General features: G+C 45.6%; 13 protein-coding genes, 8 tRNA genes and 1 pseudogene. 16 read left to right on the top strand and 6 right to left on the bottom strand.

The window, feature by feature from the left end:
* Positions 1-74: 74 nt before the first annotated feature.
* Positions 75-2,645: a DNA mismatch repair protein MutS gene (mutS, locus tag JFT56_RS14140; protein WP_198783584.1), complete on the bottom strand. Its 2,571-nt coding sequence runs from the start codon at positions 2,643-2,645 to the stop codon at positions 75-77.
* A gap of 378 nt (positions 2,646-3,023) precedes the next feature.
* Here mutS and recA point away from each other — a divergent pair, with 378 nt between their 5' ends.
* The 14 genes and pseudogenes from recA (at position 3,024) to JFT56_RS14075 (ending at position 10,303) form a co-directional block, all read left to right on the top strand.
* Positions 3,024-4,097, top strand: a complete 1,074-nt coding sequence (gene recA / locus JFT56_RS14135) for a recombinase RecA (protein WP_198780686.1) — start codon at positions 3,024-3,026, stop codon at positions 4,095-4,097.
* Positions 4,094-4,168, top strand: a pseudogene (locus JFT56_RS20120) (recombinase RecX); the annotation flags it as partial. The gene recA and the pseudogene JFT56_RS20120, both read left to right, overlap by 4 nt.
* A gap of 3 nt (positions 4,169-4,171) precedes the next feature.
* Positions 4,172-4,582 carry a regulatory protein RecX gene (locus tag JFT56_RS14130; protein ID WP_198783583.1) on the top strand — a complete coding sequence of 137 codons (411 nt, stop codon included), beginning with the start codon at positions 4,172-4,174 and terminating at the stop codon, positions 4,580-4,582.
* Positions 4,583-4,885: 303 nt separating this feature from the next.
* Positions 4,886-7,510 carry an alanine--tRNA ligase gene (gene alaS / locus JFT56_RS14125; RefSeq protein ID WP_198780685.1) on the top strand — a complete coding sequence of 875 codons (2,625 nt, stop codon included), beginning with the start codon at positions 4,886-4,888 and terminating at the stop codon, positions 7,508-7,510.
* Between the two features lie 9 nt (positions 7,511-7,519).
* Positions 7,520-8,776 carry an aspartate kinase gene (locus tag JFT56_RS14120; protein ID WP_198780684.1) on the top strand — a complete coding sequence of 419 codons (1,257 nt, stop codon included), beginning with the start codon at positions 7,520-7,522 and terminating at the stop codon, positions 8,774-8,776.
* Between the two features lie 118 nt (positions 8,777-8,894).
* The gene (csrA, locus tag JFT56_RS14115; RefSeq protein WP_007649794.1) at positions 8,895-9,092 is read left to right on the top strand and encodes a carbon storage regulator CsrA; all 198 of its coding nucleotides are present in this window, start codon (positions 8,895-8,897) and stop codon (positions 9,090-9,092) included.
* A gap of 205 nt (positions 9,093-9,297) precedes the next feature.
* Positions 9,298-9,389, top strand: a tRNA-Ser gene (locus JFT56_RS14110).
* 22 nt (positions 9,390-9,411) lie between these two features.
* Positions 9,412-9,488, top strand: a tRNA-Arg gene (locus JFT56_RS14105).
* Between the two features lie 30 nt (positions 9,489-9,518).
* A tRNA-Arg gene (locus JFT56_RS14100) sits at positions 9,519-9,595 on the top strand.
* 86 nt (positions 9,596-9,681) lie between these two features.
* Positions 9,682-9,758: transfer RNA gene (locus JFT56_RS14095), tRNA-Arg, on the top strand.
* A 43-nt stretch (positions 9,759-9,801) separates the two neighbouring features.
* Positions 9,802-9,878 (top strand) — tRNA-Arg (locus tag JFT56_RS14090).
* Positions 9,879-9,921: 43 nt separating this feature from the next.
* Positions 9,922-9,998 (top strand) — tRNA-Arg (locus JFT56_RS14085).
* A gap of 34 nt (positions 9,999-10,032) precedes the next feature.
* Positions 10,033-10,124 (top strand) — tRNA-Ser (locus JFT56_RS14080).
* Positions 10,125-10,226: 102 nt separating this feature from the next.
* A tRNA-Arg gene (locus JFT56_RS14075) sits at positions 10,227-10,303 on the top strand.
* Positions 10,304-10,668: 365 nt separating this feature from the next.
* On the opposite strand, the gene JFT56_RS14070 is transcribed toward JFT56_RS14075, so the two are convergent.
* The 3 genes from JFT56_RS14070 to hpf form a co-directional block, all read right to left on the bottom strand.
* Positions 10,669-13,545 (bottom strand): valine--tRNA ligase, encoded by a 2,877-nt coding sequence (locus tag JFT56_RS14070; protein WP_198780683.1) that lies wholly within the window; start codon positions 13,543-13,545, stop codon positions 10,669-10,671.
* A 20-nt stretch (positions 13,546-13,565) separates the two neighbouring features.
* Positions 13,566-14,060: a DNA polymerase III subunit chi gene (locus JFT56_RS14065; protein WP_198780682.1), complete on the bottom strand. Its 495-nt coding sequence runs from the start codon at positions 14,058-14,060 to the stop codon at positions 13,566-13,568.
* 1,509 nt (positions 14,061-15,569) lie between these two features.
* A complete protein-coding gene (gene hpf, locus JFT56_RS14060) occupies positions 15,570-15,926 on the bottom strand; it encodes a ribosome hibernation-promoting factor, HPF/YfiA family (protein WP_198780681.1) in 357 nt (118 codons plus the stop codon).
* Between the two features lie 299 nt (positions 15,927-16,225).
* On the opposite strand from hpf, the gene JFT56_RS14055 reads away from it, so the two are divergent.
* Entirely contained in the window at positions 16,226-16,918 is a 693-nt protein-coding gene (locus JFT56_RS14055; RefSeq protein WP_198780680.1) for a cytochrome b/b6 domain-containing protein, read from the top strand.
* A gap of 57 nt (positions 16,919-16,975) precedes the next feature.
* Here the strand turns inward: JFT56_RS14055 and JFT56_RS14050 are convergent, their stop codons facing one another.
* The gene (locus tag JFT56_RS14050) at positions 16,976-17,428 is read right to left on the bottom strand and encodes a c-type cytochrome (RefSeq protein ID WP_198780679.1); all 453 of its coding nucleotides are present in this window, start codon (positions 17,426-17,428) and stop codon (positions 16,976-16,978) included.
* Positions 17,429-17,617: 189 nt separating this feature from the next.
* On the opposite strand from JFT56_RS14050, the gene trpR reads away from it, so the two are divergent.
* A complete protein-coding gene (trpR, locus tag JFT56_RS14045; protein ID WP_198780678.1) occupies positions 17,618-17,893 on the top strand; it encodes a trp operon repressor in 276 nt (91 codons plus the stop codon).
* A gap of 43 nt (positions 17,894-17,936) precedes the next feature.
* Here the strand turns inward: trpR and JFT56_RS14040 are convergent, their stop codons facing one another.
* Positions 17,937-18,314 carry a hypothetical protein gene (locus JFT56_RS14040; RefSeq protein ID WP_198780677.1) on the bottom strand — a complete coding sequence of 126 codons (378 nt, stop codon included), beginning with the start codon at positions 18,312-18,314 and terminating at the stop codon, positions 17,937-17,939.
* Positions 18,315-18,443 lie beyond the last annotated feature (129 nt).

Below are 18,443 nucleotides of genomic sequence, written 5' to 3'. Positions count from 1 at the left end.
TAGAGTTACCTTGAGAGCAGTTGGTATATAAACGCCCACCTAAGTGGGCGTTTTGTTATCTAAAATTCAATCATTTAACTTAAGCGTTTTAGCTCATACAGCAAATCAAGTGCTTGCTTAGGTGTTAAATTATCTGGGTTGAGCGCCTGCAATTTAGTGAGCGCGGGATTCTCAGCCGGCTCAGGTAGGGCGAGTAAGGTTTGAATGGGCGTTTTTGTACCCTCAAGCTGATGGTCGCGACTTTCTAATTGCTGCAACTTGTGTTTTGCCGCCTTAATGACTTTCGCAGGGACACCCGCGAGTGCCGCAACCTGTAAACCATAACTCTTGCTGGCCGCGCCTTCCTGCACTGCATGCATAAAGGCAATGGTATCCTCATGTTCTATTGCATCTAAATGGACGTTATAGACGCCAGACATTAGCTCAGGTAATTGGGTTAGCTCGAAATAGTGGGTGGCAAACAGCGTCATAGCACCGACTTGCTGGGCAAGATATTCCGCAGCAGACCAAGCTAGAGATAAGCCATCGTAGGTCGATGTACCGCGGCCAATTTCATCCATCAATACCAGACTTTGAGCCGTTGCATTATGGAGGATGTTGGCGGTTTCTGTCATTTCGACCATAAAGGTTGAGCGACCAGAGGCCAGATCGTCCGATGCACCAATACGGGTAAATATTCGATCAATCGGGCCAATGACTGCCCGCTCTGCCGGTACAAAACAGCCTATGTGAGCCATTAGGGTTATCAAGGCAACTTGGCGCATATAAGTCGATTTACCCCCCATGTTGGGGCCAGTCACAATCAACATGCGCCTTTGATTATGCAAGGTAACCGGGTTGGCGATAAACGGTGTTTGGCTAACACGTTCAACCACAGGGTGGCGACCTGCATCAATTTTTACTCCAATTTCCGTGCTGAGTTCGGGGCAGGTATAACCTAAGGTTTCGGCACGTTCGGCAAAATTACTCAATACATCGAGTTCGGCAGCGGCCCTAGCAAAGGCTTGTAATTCATGCAATTTAGGCAGAATGAGATCGAATAGTTGTTCCCATAGCTGTTTTTCAAGGGCTAAGGCTCTACCTTGGCTAGATAGCACTTTTTCTTCATATTCCTTAAGTTCGGGAGTGATATAGCGCTCCATATTTTTAAGGGTTTGACGACGTTGATAATTCAGTGGCACTTGGCTTGATTGTAAACGGCTGACCTCAATGTAGTAGCCATGTACTCGGTTGTAGCCGACTTTAAGTGTCGCTATACCTGTGCGTTCTTTTTCCCTCGCTTCGAGCTGGACTAAATAGTCACTCGCCCCTTCGCTAAGGCCGCGCCACTCATCTAGTTCGCTGTTATAGCCTTCACGGATCACCCCGCCATCGCGGATAAGCATAGGTGGATTATCGACTATCGCGCGCTCAAGCAGAGCTTGCTCAGCGGGGAACTCACCTAAGTGTTGACGCAATTGAGTCGTGTGCGGCGCGCTCAGTGTACTTAAACTTTGTTGTAAATCAGGCAATAAGCTCAATGCTTGACGTAATCGGGCAAAGTCCCTCGGCCGAGCTGTACGTAGAGCAAGCCTTGCCATGATGCGTTCGATATCGCCGAGGGCTTTAAGTTGCTCATGCAGCGCCTCATGTGTGTTCGTTTCAAGTAATTCATTCACTGCCGTTTGGCGGGCAATAATGTAGTGTGGATCCCTAAGGGGTTGATGGATCCAGCGCTGCAACATACGGCTGCCCATGGCGGTGGCGGTATTATCGAGCACGGCTGCTAGGGTATTATCTCGGCCACCGCTGAGATTTTGAGTCAGCTCTAAATTACGGCGAGTTGCCGCATCGAGTACTATGGTATCGGTCTGATTGAAACGGATAATGGCATTGATATGGGGCAGTGCCGTGCGCTGTGTGTCTTTGACATATTGCATCAAGCAACCCGCAGCCTGCAGTGATAAACGTGCATCTGCGATGCCAAAACCATGTAAGTCTTTAGTGCCGAACTGGGCCAGTAGTAACTTGATACTCGTATCGTAATCAAATTCCCACTCGGGGCGACGGCGTTTACCTTTGAAATGTTGTAATAATTCCAGTGCGCCAAAATCTTCACTGTAGAGAATTTCAACGGGGTTGGTCCGTTGTAATTCGGCCTCTAAGGATTCTCGAGTCTCAAGCTCTGCAATTACAAATCGACCGGAAGAGACATCGAGGGTTGCATAGCCAAAGCCAACTTTCCCCTGATAAACCGCAGCTAACAGATTGTCTTGGCGTTCCTGTAAGAGAGCTTCATCGGTTAAGGTGCCAGGGGTGACGATACGCACCACTTTACGTTCCACCGGACCTTTAGAGGTCGCGGGATCGCCAATCTGCTCACAAATGGCAACCGATTGACCAATTTGCACTAACTTAGCTAAATAGCCTTCAACCGCATGGTAGGGAATACCCGCCATAGGGATAGGATCGCCGCCACTCTTGCCGCGGGCGGTCAGCGAGATGCCCAATAATTCTGAAGCGCGTTTGGCATCGTCGTAGAAGAGTTCATAGAAGTCACCCATACGATAAAACAGTAACATATCGTGATGCTCTGCTTTCATGGTCAAATATTGACGCATCATAGGAGTATGTTTTTCTAAATCATCGGTATCAATTACATTCATTAAATCGTTATCGTCCGTTGTGACTGCCCTAAAGGCGATATCAATTGCGCTGGTAGTGGTTAACCTATCAGGGATTTTGGCCACTTATGCGCAAAAAAGTTGCGCCAATCTTAGCAATAATTTACTGAGAATTGAGCCCTAAACTGTGGATATTCGTTTATATAGTGACTTATCTGACTTAGAGTCATCTAAAAGCGGGTTAATTTAGGCAAATCCATTGACCGAAAAATAATTCAGTCACAGGTCTTGATACTGTATGATTGTACAGTATACTAGTCAGCAGATTAAGACAGAAAGCCTCGCTTTTTGAATTGCCCGCGTTATTAAATTGAATATCACTTTTGACAGCCTAGATGCTGTCTAGATGAGGGAACAGGAATGAAGGTCGATCCAAACAAAGAGAAAGCACTTGCTGCGGTATTGAGCCAAATTGAAAAGCAATTTGGTAAAGGCTCCATCATGAAGCTGGGCGAAGATCGCTCCATGGATGTTGAAACCATCTCTACCGGTTCGCTATCTCTGGACGTCGCCTTGGGGGCTGGTGGTTTACCTATGGGACGTATCGTTGAGATCTACGGCCCTGAATCTTCAGGTAAAACGACTTTAACACTGGAAGTCATTGCCGCAGCACAACGTGAAGGTAAAACCTGTGCCTTTATCGACGCCGAGCATGCTTTAGATCCTATCTACGCTAAAAAATTAGGGGTAGATATTGATAATCTGCTTTGTTCTCAGCCTGATACTGGCGAGCAAGCCCTAGAAATTTGTGATGCGCTAACTCGTTCAGGTGCGGTGGATGTGATCATCGTTGACTCTGTGGCGGCGTTAACGCCCAAAGCTGAAATCGAAGGCGAAATTGGTGATTCTCACATGGGCTTAGCGGCGCGTATGATGAGCCAAGCCATGCGTAAGCTTGCGGGTAACTTAAAGCAGTCTAATACCTTACTTATCTTCATCAACCAAATCCGGATGAAGATTGGCGTGATGTTCGGTAACCCAGAAACCACTACCGGCGGTAATGCGCTGAAGTTCTATGCTTCTGTTCGCTTAGATATTCGCCGCACTGGTGCGATTAAAGACGGCGATGAAGTGATCGGTAACGAAACCCGCGTAAAAGTGGTTAAAAACAAAGTGGCCGCTCCCTTTAAACAAGCAGAATTCCAAATCCTGTATGGCCAAGGTATTAACCGCACTGGGGAATTAGTTGACTTAGGCGTTGCCCATAAGCTGATTGAAAAAGCCGGTGCTTGGTACAGTTACAAGGGCGATAAGATTGGCCAAGGTCGTGCCAACGCGGGTAAATATTTAACTGAAAATCCAGCAGTAGCCGCTGAAATCGATAAGACATTGCGTGAGCTATTGTTGAGTAACCCTAGCGCACTGGCATCATCTGCATCCGATGATGACAACACTGAGGGGAATATTGACTTAGAGACAGGCGAAGTTTTCTGAGCCAGTCAGCCCGTCAAGTCGCGGTCGCGCTACTCGCGCGCCGCGATTACTCCCGCCAAGAAGTTTGCACTAAACTGCTTGAAAAAGGCTTCGAATTCGCCGAGATTGAAGCCGCACTAAATGATTGTGAGTCTGCGGGATTGATCAATGACAGCCGTTATGCTGAATTGCTTGTTCGTAGCCATATTAGCCGAGGGCATGGTGCCATTCGTATACGCCAAGCTGTTGCACTCAAAGGCTTATCCAAAGACTGCATTGAAACCGCGATTGTGAACAGCGGTTGTGATTGGTTTGAATTAGCCAAAGATAAAGCCATCAAAAAGTACGGTAATCCTAAGGTAACAGAAGTCAAAGGCTCTAAGGCATTAGCACTGTTAACTAAGGAAAAGGCTAAGCGGGTGCGCTTTTTACTCGGGCAAGGTTTCAGTTATGAACAAGTCACCTATGCGCTCGATTACGATCCCAGTGACGACTTCGATAACTGACGTTAGCCCATCTTGTTTTGACTTTCGATAGCGCTAAATATTAGCCGCTAATTTCATTCAACGTCATAACAGCAACTAGACAATGCTGGTTTTGTTGTGTGGTTGTGGCAACCTTATTTTTGCCTTCAATTTGTGATAACCCATCCACCGTTGGGGATCTTGCTTAAAATATTAAATTCCTGATGTGTATATCCGCAATCAAGGCTGGTCGTCCTTCCTCAGTCTGCTTATAATGCTGGGCAAATTAGAAATGCGGCTACCTTTGGTGTAGCTGGTCATGCTTACCCAATTCAGGACGATTTCATGTATCAAACGACAGCAGAGCTTAGAAGTGCTTTCCTCGAATTTTTCCGCAGCCATGGTCACCAAGTTGTGGACAGTAGTTCTCTTGTACCCGGCAACGATCCAACACTGTTATTTACCAACGCCGGTATGAACCAGTTTAAGGACGTATTTCTTGGCATGGACAAGCGTAGCTACACACGTGCGACCACTGCTCAACGTTGCGTGCGCGCCGGTGGTAAACATAACGATTTAGATAACGTTGGTTATACCGCCCGTCATCACACCTTTTTCGAAATGCTGGGTAACTTCAGTTTCGGTGACTACTTCAAAGAAGAAGCGATCCGTTTTGGTTGGTCATTTTTAACCGAAACCTTAAAACTGCCGAAGGAGCGTCTGTGCGTAACCGTTTATCAAACAGACGATGAAGCCTTTGAAATCTGGAATAAAAAGATTGGTGTAGCCGCCGAAAATATCATTCGTATCGGCGATAACAAGGGCGCTCCATACGCTTCAGATAACTTCTGGCAAATGGGTGATACTGGCCCTTGTGGTCCTTGTACCGAAATTTTCTACGATCACGGCGATCATATTTGGGGCGGACGTCCCGGTAGCCCAGAAGAAGATGGCGATCGCTTTATCGAGATCTGGAACATCGTTTTCATGCAGTACAATCGCCAAGCCTCTGGCGAAATGTTGCCTCTGCCGAAACCGTCCGTCGATACAGGTATGGGCATCGAACGTATTGCCGCAATTATGCAGGGCGTTCACTCAAACTATGAAATCGATATCTTCCGTGCACTTATCGCAAAAGCCGCCGAAATTATTGGTGTAACCGATTTATCCAATAAGTCACTGCGCGTGATTGCCGACCATATCCGCTCCTGCGCATTTTTAGTCGCCGATGGTGTGATGCCTTCAAACGAAGGTCGTGGTTATGTACTGCGCCGTATTATTCGCCGCGCGGTACGTCATGGTAACAAGTTAGGTGCTACCGAAGCCTTCTTCTACAAGTTAGTGCCGACGCTGATTGATGTGATGGGCGATGCGGCCAAAGGCTTAGCGGAAACGCAAGTTATCGTTGAAAAGGCGCTTAAGGCAGAAGAAGAGCAGTTTGCCCGTACGTTAGAGCGCGGTTTAGGCATTCTAGACACTGCGTTAAATGAGTTACAGGGCGATACCTTAGACGGTGAAACTGTCTTTAAACTTTACGACACCTACGGCTTTCCCGTGGATTTAACCGCTGACGTATGCCGTGAGCGCAATATTATTGTCGATGAAGCAGGCTTCGAAGCCGCGATGGCCGAGCAACGTAGCCGCGCCCAAGCGGCGGGTAACTTCGGCGCCGATTACAATGCAGCATTGAAAATTGACGCAGAAACAACATTCTGCGGCTATACCGAACTTGCGGGTCAAGCCAAAGTAACGGCTATCTATCATAACGGCGAGTCAGTAACGTCTATTAAGGCGGGTGATGATGCGGTCGTTGTGCTCGATGTGACCCCTTTCTACGCCGAATCAGGCGGCCAGGTGGGGGATAAGGGCGTATTAGTGGCCCAGGGCATAGAGTTTGTTGTTAACGATACGCAAAAGTTTGGTCAAGCGTCAGGCCATAAAGGCACATTAACCTCTGGTAGCTTAAGTGTTAGTCAAGTGCTTGAAGCCAAAGTGGATAAAAAATTGCGTCACCGTACTCAGTTAAACCACTCTGTGACGCATTTGTTGCATGCCGCACTGCGTCAAGTGCTCGGTACTCATGTGTCGCAAAAAGGCTCTTTGGTTGATCCTGAGCGTTTACGTTTCGACTTCTCTCATTTTGAAGCAGTAAAACCTGCGGAATTAAAGCAAGTCGAAGAATTAGTCAATACCCAAATTCGCCGTAACCATGAGCTGAAAACCGCTGAAATGGCGATTGATGAAGCTAAAGCGAAGGGCGCTATGGCTCTCTTTGGTGAAAAATATGATTCAGAAGTGCGAGTCGTCACTATGGGCGATTTCTCTATCGAATTGTGTGGTGGAACGCACGTTGGTCGCACTGGCGATATTGGCTTATTTAAAATCACCTCGGAAGGTGGTATTGCCGCGGGTGTGCGCCGTATCGAAGCCGTAACTGGCGCCGCAGCTATGGCCTATGTGGCGCAGCAACAGGCTGAGCTTGAAGAAGCCGCGGCATTGCTCAAGGGCGATACCCATTCAGTTGTGGCTAAGTTGAAGGCACAGCTCGATAAAATGAAGCAGCTCGAGAAAGAAATGTCGCAGCTAAAAGATAAGTTAGCGGCGGCGGCGAGTGCGGATTTAGCGGGTGATGCAGTTGTTGTTAATGGCGTTAACGTGCTGATTAAGAAGCTTGATGGCGTTGAAGCCGGTGCACTTCGCGGCCTGCAAGATGAGTTAAAGCAAAAACTTAAGTCAGCTATTATCGTACTTGGTACGGCGCAGGATGGAAAAGTTAACCTGATCGCTGGCGTGAGTAACGATTTAGTCGGCAAAGTGAAGGCGGGTGAGCTGGTCGCTATGGTTGCTGCGCAGGTGGGTGGTAAGGGCGGTGGTCGCCCTGATATGGCGCAAGCGGGTGGTAGTCAGCCAGAAAATCTGGATGCGGCACTGTCTCAAGTATTACCTTGGATTACTGAGCGTTTAGCTTAAGAGGTCGCTGTGCTCGAAAAACGAAAGCTTAGTGGTAGCAAGCTTTTTGTGAAAAAGTTTGGCGGCACTTCGGTGGGTTCTATCGAACGTATCGAAGTGGTTGCCGAGCAGATTGCAAAGTCCGCCCACAGTGGTGAACAGCAGGTGCTGGTTTTATCGGCCATGGCAGGTGAAACCAATCGCCTTTTTGCGCTAGCGGCGCAAATCGATCCCCGCGCGAGTGCGCGGGAACTTGATATGCTCGTTTCGACGGGGGAGCAAATCAGTATTGCCTTGATGGCAATTGCCCTGCAGCGCCGTGGGATTAAGGCTAAGTCGCTCACGGGGGATCAGGTTCAAATCCATACTAATAGTCAGTTTGGTCGGGCGAGTATTGAGCATGTCGATACGGCTTATCTCGAGTCCTTGCTCGCCGATGGCATAGTGCCCATTGTGGCGGGATTTCAAGGTATTGATCCCCATGGGGACGTAACGACCTTAGGGCGTGGTGGTTCGGATACCACTGCGGTTGCCTTAGCCGCAGCATTGAGAGCCGATGAGTGCCAGATTTTCACCGATGTGGCTGGGGTGTTTACCACAGATCCTAATATCGATAGCAGCGCCCGTCGTCTCGATGTGATTGGTTTCGATGTTATGCTCGAAATGGCTAAGCTTGGCGCTAAGGTATTGCATCCTGATTCCGTTGAATATGCAGAGCGGTTTAGGGTGCCTTTACGGGTGCTCTCGAGTTTCGAGGCTGGACAAGGGACATTAATTCAATTTGGTGATGAATCTGAAGTCGCGATAGCCTCGTTAGTTCAGGGTATTGCGGTTAATAAAGCTTTAGCAACTTTGACCATAGATGGATTATTCACGACGAGTGAACGTTATCAGGCTCTTTTAGCCTGTTTATCGCGCTTGGAGATTGATGTCGAATTTATAACGCCCTTGAGGCTGAATGAGGATAGTCCCGCTGACAGCGTGAGTTTTATGCTGGCGGAAGCAAAAGTGGATATTCTTTTGCAAGAACTCGAAGCTTTAAGCGCTAGCCTTGATCTAGGCCAATTGATTGTTGAGCGGCAACGTGCAAAAGTATCTTTAGTTGGCAAAGGTTTACAGGAAAAAATTGGATTATTGACTAAGATGTTAGAGGTCTTGGGTAATGAAACAATCCATGCTAAGTTACTCTCGACGTCGGGGAGTAAGTTGTCAACCGTGATCGATGAAAGGGACTTACACAAGGCGGTTCGGGCGTTACATCACGCTTTCGAGCTAAATAAGGTGTAATTAAATAACCGTTTGAGTATTGAATACTATTAATTTGTACTAAGCTGACCTTATAATAAGCCCATCTACCGGATGAGTGCCGTGTGTAAGCTGAATTAGGAAATAAAGGAGCTATCGAATGCTGATTTTGACTCGTCGTGTTGGCGAAACACTGATGATTGGTGATGAAGTCACAGTTACAGTGCTAGGGGTAAAAGGCAATCAAGTGCGTATTGGTGTGAATGCACCGAAAGAGGTTTCTGTTCACCGTGAAGAAATCTATCAACGCATTCAATCTGAAAAATCGGGTTCGCCATCAGAAGGTGGTAACTTTTAATACTGCGTTTCGACGTGAGTATTATGGACGCAGAAGAGTCAGTTTTTTAACTGGCTTTTTTATTTTTTAGAGCGAAAGATTGGCGCAAATCAACACATTGGCTTGATATAACAGCAATGTGATTAAAAACAGTCCAAATGGAATCTGTTTCAGAAAAAGGGTTTGACTTATTTTCGTCAAACAGTAATATGTGCGCCAAGAAAACGGAGAGGTGGCCGAGTGGCCGAAGGCGCTCCCCTGCTAAGGGAGTATGGGCTTTAACTCCCATCGAGGGTTCGAATCCCTCCTTCTCCGCCATTTCTTACCGATAGAAAACAGTGCGCATGTAGCTCAGCTGGATAGAGTACCTGGCTACGAACCAGGCGGTCGGAGGTTCGACTCCTTCCATGCGCACCATTTTTTATTGAAGCAAAAAAGATACAAGTCGCGCATGTAGCTCAGCTGGATAGAGTACCTGGCTACGAACCAGGCGGTCGGAGGTTCGACTCCTTCCATGCGCACCATCTCTGCATTAGTTATTGTTAACTCATCGGGTTTGAATTTCAGTTTGAAATTTTGTAGCTAGTTGCTTCTAGTAAGCAGTAAAAATGCGCGTGTAGCTCAGCTGGATAGAGTACCTGGCTACGAACCAGGCGGTCGGAGGTTCGACTCCTTCCACGCGCACCAATTCAATCTCAATGCTTTTGTGTTGTGATAAAAAGTTAAAAATGCGCATGTAGCTCAGCTGGATAGAGTACCTGGCTACGAACCAGGTGGTCGGAGGTTCGACTCCTTCCATGCGCACCAAATTAGTTGATAGGCTAATTGTTTATCAGCAAAAAGCAAAAATGCGCGTGTAGCTCAGCTGGATAGAGTACCTGGCTACGAACCAGGCGGTCGGAGGTTCGACTCCTTCCACGCGCACCAATTATGTAAGCTTGCTTACAAATGCAGATTTTGCGGAGAGGTGGCCGAGTGGCCGAAGGCGCTCCCCTGCTAAGGGAGTATGGGCTTTAACTCCCATCGAGGGTTCGAATCCCTCCTTCTCCGCCATTCTATTCTCTTATCGAGGAATAGAGGATTAATTTGCGAGACTCGAGTGTGTCTTCTAAACTCAGGTCTGTTGGTTAGATTGTAATAACCAGAAAATGATTTGCGCATGTAGCTCAGCTGGATAGAGTACCTGGCTACGAACCAGGCGGTCGGAGGTTCGACTCCTTCCATGCGCACCATATAGATAAGCCCTGCAAGCAATTGCAGGGCTTTTTTATTGGTCGTCTTTCAGTGTTTGTTTCGAGACTCGTTATCCGCAGTTTGGGCTCAGTGCGTGGAGATAACTCATATCGGCGCAGATGGGTTGTTTAAGGCGTCAGGAGCAATGGACAACGTGAGTGATTAAGATAAATCGTTATGTGGTTTTAATGCAGAGCAGTAGGCAAGTGAGGCCGTGTTTAGAATTGGTTTTGGTTTAATAAGCGCCAGACTCAAAATAACCCATGGATTACAGCGTTATACATATGAGAAGGGCAGCCTAGTGGCTGCCCTTTATTCAACTGAATTGTCAATTAGAACAAGTCAATCATAACAAGTGAGAAGCTTAAGCTTCTAACTTAGCGAACTCTGATTTTTGTTCATTCAGCTTGTCCATGTCACGCTTGATATCGGCCATCTTAGCGCGCTCTTTGTCGATAACTTCAGCTGGCGCTTTTGCCACGAAGCCTTGGTTTGACAATTTACCTTCGATGCGCGCGATCTCTTGGCCGAGTTTTTCAAGCTGTTTGTCGATACGGGCCATTTCGGCGGCGACATCGATTAAGCCTGCCATAGGGATCAGCAGCTCCATCTCGCCAATCAAGCCTGTGGTCGACATAGGAGCAGTTTCACCTTCACCTAGAATCGTCATGCTTTCTAAGCGAGCAAGTGTGGTGAAGAAGGTTTGGTTTGCTTCTACACGGGCTTTATCCTGCGCGCTAACACCACGGAGTAGGGCATTTAGTGGCTTAGATGGGGCAATGTTCAGTTCGGCGCGAATGTTACGCACGGCGACAATCACTTGCTTAACCCATTCTAAATCGGCCATTGCTGCACTATCGACTTTAGCGGCATCAAATGTTGGGAACGGCGCAAGCATAATGGTATCACCTGTGACACCTGCTAACGGTTTAACACGCTGCCAAATGGTTTCAGTGATATACGGCATCATAGGGTGCATCAGACGCTGCATCGCTTCGAGCACTGTCACTAAGGTGTGGCGGGTGCCGCGCATTTGCGTTTCGCTGCCGTTCTGCAATACCGGTTTGGTTAACTCTAAGTACCAGTCACAGAACTGGTTCCAAGTGAACTCATACAGGGTATTGGCCGCTAAGTCGAAACGATAGGCCGCCATGTGATCGTCAAATGTCTTAACGGTTTGATTGAATAAACCAATAATCCAGCGATCGGCCAACGACAGTTCTAGCTCGCCGCCTTTGTATTGTGGTGAGCCTGGGCCGCAATCTTGATCTTCTGTGTTCATCAGCACATAGCGTGAAGCGTTCCACAACTTGTTACAGAAGCTACGGTAACCGTCTAAGCGCTTCATGTCCCAGTTGATGTCACGACCCGTTGAGGCCATCGCCGCAAGCGTAAAGCGCAGTGCATCAGTACCGTGGGCTTCTATGCCATTTTCGAACTCTTTGCGAGTGCTCTTTTCAATTTTAGCGGCCAGTTGTGGCTGCATCATATTACCGGTACGTTTTTCAACTAGCGTTTCTAAATCAATACCGTCGATCATATCTAATGGATCGAGTACGTTACCCTTAGATTTTGACATCTTGTTACCCGCTTCATCGCGGATAAGGCCAGTCACATATACGGTTTTGAACGGGACTTGTGGCTTGCCGTCTTCATCTTTGATGAAGTGCATTGTCATCATGATCATACGGGCAACCCAGAAGAAGATGATGTCAAAACCTGTCACCAACACGTCGGTTGGGTGGAAGGTTTTTAAATCTTCTAAATTGTCAGGCCAACCTAAGGTTGAGAACGTCCACAGGGCTGAGCTGAACCAAGTGTCCAGTACGTCTTCGTCTTGGCGTAATGTCATAGAGTCGGCGATATTGTGCTTAGCACGTACATCGGCTTCGTTGCGGCCGACATAGACTTTGCCATTTTCGTCGTACCATGCAGGGATGCGGTGACCCCACCACAATTGACGCGAAATACACCAGTCTTGAATGTCACGCATCCACGAGAAGTACATGTTCTCGTATTGCTGTGGCACAAATTTGATGCTGCCGTTTTCAACGGCTTCGATAGCTGTTTTCGCCATGGGCGCAACAGCCACATACCATTGGTCGGTTAGCATCGGTTCGATAACCACACCTGAGCGATCGCCATAAGGGACTTTCAAGGCGTGTGGCGCGATTTTTTCGAGCAGGCCTAAGGTTTCAAATTCAGCGACGATAGCATCGCGCGCTTTAAAACGATCAAGTCCGGCAAAGCGCTTAGGCAAGCTGCCATCGAGGGTTTTGTTAAAGGTGCCGTCAGAGTTAACCACTTCGGCGCTTACGCGAATGGCGGCATCTAAGGTCAGCACGTTGAACATGGGCAGGCTATGACGTTTACCGACTTCATAGTCGTTAAAGTCATGGGCAGGGGTGATCTTCACGCAACCTGTACCAAAGGCCATATCGACGTAATCGTCGGCGACGATAGGAATGCGGCGATTCACTATTGGCAGTAGAATATATTTGCCAATCAAGGCTTGATAGCGTTCATCATCGGGATGCACTGCCACCGCACTGTCGCCGAGCATGGTTTCTGGACGAGTGGTTGCGACTTCTAAATAGTCTTTACCATCGGCAGTCAATTCACCGTCAGCCAGTGGATAACGCAGGTGCCACATATGGCCCTGTTTTTCTTTATTTTCCACTTCGAGATCAGAAATGGCGGTATGCAGTTTAGGATCCCAGTTGACCAAACGTTTACCACGATAAATCAAATCGTCTTCATACAGACGCACAAACACTTCTTGCACGGCCTTAGATAAGCCTTCGTCCATAGTGAAACGCTCGCGGTCCCAATCGACAGAAGCGCCCATACGACGTAGCTGCTTAGTGATAGTGCCGCCCGATTGCGCTTTCCATTCCCACACTTTATCCATAAAGGCATCGCGACCTAGGTCATGGCGGCTTTTACCTTCTTCGGCTTCAAGTTTACGTTCGACTAACATTTGGGTGGCGATACCCGCGTGGTCAGTACCGACTTGCCATAGGGTATTTTTGCCTTTCATCCGTTGGTAACGGGTCAAGGTATCCATGATGGTGTCTTGGAAGGCGTGGCCCATGTGCAAGCTGCCCGTCACGTTAGGTGGCGGGATCATGATGCAATAATTGCCTTGGGATTCATCGCCGTGTGGCTTGAAGTAACCTTGCTCTTCCCAGTTTTGGTAAAGAGCTTGCTCGATGGACTGCGGATCGTATGTTTTTTCCATGGGAACGTGTCTGTCTCAAACTAATTAAATGGATGTGTTGCCAAATTTTGGGTCGTTAACTCGACACCTAAGTCGCGATACTGCCGATAGCGTTCGCGGGCGACAGCTTTATGCTGTTGGTCATTGGCAACAAAATCGATGATTTGGCCAAAGTTTACCGCAAATGGAGGCACTTGGTCTGCAAGATTAATCAGAAGTTGGCGACTTTTATTGGCGCCAAGGCGATCAAAACCGATTTCAACGGGAGAACCTGTTACAGGACCTTCACCTTTCAAGTTGTGTGGTACAAATGCTGATGGTTCAAATTGCCATAAGAGTTCGTCAATTTCAAAAGCGACTTCTTTATTTTGGCAGTGAATATAAACAGACTGTTGCTTAATAAAAGCTTGCTGTGCGACGTGGCAAGCGAGTTGATACATCTCTGAAGTTGCACTTATCGTTAGCTTACTGTCTGTATGATTTGTTGCCGATCCAGATTCCATTGGCGGCATCAGATAAAACAGCGCTTGGGTCATGATTTCAATGCCTTGCTTTCAGATAATTGACGAAAGGCAAGTTTACACTAAAAGGACATTTTGGTTAATGCTAGCCTTGTCCTGTTTTGAGGGGGCTTAGAAAACCACATCGATCTGTGAAATTAACCTGACACAGAATTATGAACAGCCTCTTGGAATTTGACGCTATCACAGCTCTCAATCCATTTCGAGGGGCGCTTAGAAAACCATATCGATCTGTGAAATTAACCTGACACAGAATTATGAATAACCTCTTATGGACAGCCTCGCCTCTGATTCCACGGTAATAAAAAAATAGCGCACCCGGAGGTGCGCTGGTCTGAGATAGCATATCTGGTCAAGCGAGTTTATCCTCCTTATGTCAGTGAACATCAAATTAACTAAACCCTATTTATCCTTGGGTTACCTATCACTTTACATAACAACTAACACTTGCATAAAAACTAACACTTGCATAAAAACTAACACTTGCTTCTAACGCTAACACTTGCTTCTAACACTAACACTTGCTTCTAACACTAACACTTGCTTCTAACACTAACACTTGCTTCTATCTGACTTACGTTTATCAATAAGCAGTTTACGGCTCATCATTTGTGTACTTGGTACATATTGCTGTTAAGCAGCTTAGCCTTATCACTCGCTTAATTCACATGGTATTGCTGTAATAATGTAACTATCTATCTTATTACAGTATTACATTTTCACTAACAGTTGACTCTAACCTATAAATAAACATGCACTTACTAATATTTCGACTGTAACATACTCATGTATATCTTCTGAACTAACGGCCCTCCTCTATGGTTATTAAAAATTTTGTATGTCTGTAGAAACTGCAAAATTCAACACTAGTTTTTTTACTCCTTTTAGTTTTTTTTGTTAGCTATTAGGTCAACCTTATTATCTTAAGTTATACCTTAGCGTCGTTAATGTATGACTAGACTGTTTTTGCTCCTCTATAGTGATTGTGCTTCTACTTATGTAGTCGATAATTAATAGAGTTAATGCGTGTTGCTAATAAATGACGGTTGCTCCATTTGAGATAAAGATGTTGTTAGATAACGTTTTTATCAAATAACTCAACGCTGTGAAAGCTAGTTTAGCTGTTTTCAATAAGTTCCTCGTGTTCTCCTATCCAATGACATCAGTTGAATAAAGGTGGAGCCGATAAAAACTAAGAATCAGTAAAGCTTAATGGTGAAAGTTAAACCTAGTTAACTATAGTGAACACTAAAATGCTAAGTGTTGTAGGTATTGATTGTTTTGCGCTCCTTACATTGGTTAGATTAATGGTTGATTTTTAAATGTTTATCATTTTAGCTTAATTCACATCACTTCGATTCTTGCTGTCACTTTGTAAAGTGTAGTAGATATTTAATATGCCGTGTAGTTTCTTGCTAATCATTTTGATGATTCATTGAGCCTTTGCAGGAAACGGTAAACAATTTAAATGCTTTCTACTTAATGCCTCTCGAAGTGATGTGTCCCTCACTAACTCTGAATCGCTTAAGCTGCATCTTCCTCCTCATATTCATCCATGTTGTTAATAGCATCGTCAGATTGTACGACTGAAACAAAACGTTGAGCTTCAGGTTTATGGGTTAATCGATTGAGTTGCTTCTCTAATTTCTGACCCATGGCAGTAATAGCCGTATAAAGATTTTCGTGTTTAGCTTGAGCAAAAAGTTCTCCATTTGGGATGCCAACCGATGCTTCAATTTTGAAACCAGGTTTCTCCTCTGTGATGATTACATGGGGATTTATCAACTGCACATCGTGCCTAGAAAGTTTTTCAAAACGGCTTTCAATGCGTTCACGGATTGGGGCAGTGACTTCTAGTTGCTTGCTCGTAATCTTTAGCATATGTCGAACCTTCTGTTGTTTCCTTGGATTTCAGATTACCAATCTTAGCCATCAAAAACGAGATCTAAATCACATTTTTGTCCCAGTTAGAATCTGTTCGTTGGATATTTGATCGCTTAGACAAATATCGAGAATTCTCAGCTCAAAAGCCTTGTAATGCCTGCGGAATCAGGCCATATTTGATGGGATAACTCCGCTGTCTTTTCCCTTATTTACCTATCTTTACTTTAAGTTTCTGACTAAATCCCGATAAAATACCTCCACTTAATTTCATTAGTTCACTCGGGTGGGCCAGTTTTATGAAAACAGAGCACGTCAAAATTAAAGTATGGGATTTACCTACACGCATTTTTCATTGGGCTATGGTGCTGCTGATGGCCTTACTCTGGTGGAGTGCCGATGCAGGTGAAATGCAATGGCATCAAATTTTTGCCTACAGTTTATTGATCTTGATTGGATTTCGTCTTTTGTGGGGGCTGATAGGCAGCGATACCGCTAAATTTAGTCATTTTGTGCACCATCCTAAAATTGTGATGGAATATCTTAAGGAGGCGAGAACGAAAGGCGTCTCTAGGGTGATCGGGCATAACCCTATGGGTGGCTATATGGTTGTGGTATTGATTGCTGTCATCAGTTTGCAATTAGTGACAGGGTTATTTGCAACGGATGACATTTTCACTGAGGGGCCGCTATACCGTTATGTTAGCTCTGATAGCAGCGCTTTTTTAACCTGGCTGCATAAGTTGAATTTTAATTTTATCCTGTTGCTGAGTGGTGTTCATGTTTTGGCTGTTATAGTGCATGCCATTAAAGGTGATAGATTAGTGGGCGCTATGCTCAGTGGTTATAAGAAAATTCCTCGCGTTGAGCTATCTTCTGCACATTCGAGCCAATTAACGTTTAAGTCTGTGTGGTTGGCTTTAATGCTATTGGCCTTGTTAGCAACAGTGGTATTTTTCTACCTAATCTGGCCAATAGTGCAAGTTTTGTAGAGAAGTTGCCCCATAAAAAAAGCCTGCGAAATTGCAGGCTTTTTTATGGCGGAAAATTTAGTCTTTCTTATAAGTGTCGTGGCAACCTTTGCAGCTTTTACCTGTGTCCATAAAGGCTTGCTTGATTGCGGCTTGATCACCCTTTTGTGCAACAGTCGCTAGAATGGCTGCATTTTCTTGGAAGGTTTTCATTTTTGCATCGAAATCCGCTCTATCTTGCCATACTTTAGCTAAAGCTTCGGTTTCGCCTTTATCCGAACCGTCAATAAAACCTTCAAAAGGAATTTTTGATAACGCAGCAACATTGGCTGCGCGCATTGCAAAGGTTTCTGCTTCGAAAGGCTTTTTACCTTTCATCATGGCTCCCATATCACCGAAGTTATAGGCAATAAGGCTAAATGCGGATTGGCGATATTCAATCGCATCTTTTGCATCTTCGAAATTGTGTGCTTGAGCTGCTGAAACCAGTAAGGTGGTGCTGGCCACAAGAGTAAGGAGTAATTTTTTCATTGTATTCTCACAAATTAGCGTCGAAGTGTGACATTGCGCCTCTATTGTACACAAATTAACTTGATGTACTAGAAGCAATTTTGTCAGTTTTTGTCTAGATAGTATGAAGAAACGTAACAAGTTATTTGTTACGCAAGTAAATCTGTTAGACTGCCAATGTAATGCTTTAACAGTACTTTTGGGGCGATTATGCGAGCAAACTGGGATTTAGTGCTAGAACGGATTTTGAGCCATGGGAATTATGAAGATCTTTCCGTGCTATTTCATTTACTGTTAACCGAAGAGGAACGTAGCGCTATCGCGGGACGGCTCAAGGTTTTTCAGCTACTACTCAATGGTGAAATGAGCCAAAGACAAATCGCGGCTGAATTTCAGGTGAGTATTGCAACTATTACCCGCTGTTCTAACTATTTGAAGAATATGACTCCAGAGCATAGGGGGACAATTCAGAAACTTATCGATTAGTGGAACAACAATTGATGGCGCTCAAGGGCGCCTTAGTTGGTTATCAAAAATGAGGTGATGCTGGCAATCTGTGACGGCGATAGAGTGCACGTCTAAGCAAAATATACAGACTGTAGCTCAGCAGGCAAATGGCGAGTAGTGGATAAAGATCCTTTGGCATGAACTTGAAAATAGATAGCGCGGCGAATAGATAGATAAAAGGTAGGAAATTGTAAATTATTTCAGGAAGATGGCCGGATTTCCTACGTCTTTCCGGATCGGTGCGACGGTTTTGAGACCGCTGAATATAGATCCTTGCTCCTAGTATAAAAATCACAGTAGCCGCTATTACGGCGTAATCGATATCGAGTGCAATAAAGCTCGAACTACCAAGCGCCATATAAACATAGGGCAAAATTTCATACAAAGGTTTAGCTAGCATAAGCACTCCGTCGCTTAAATTTAACATCATATCGAATTGAAAATATTCAGATAAGTAGTTGTTGATTCCAAAATGTAACTCTGTTTTAGAGCTTACTAACAAATTATAATCATTTCTGTATAAAAAAAG

The organism is Shewanella putrefaciens, assembly GCF_016406305.1.
GTDB lineage: Bacteria > Pseudomonadota > Gammaproteobacteria > Enterobacterales > Shewanellaceae > Shewanella > Shewanella putrefaciens_C.
Note: the sequence above shows the minus strand (reverse complement) of the source record. Positions and strands in the feature narration are given on the sequence as shown.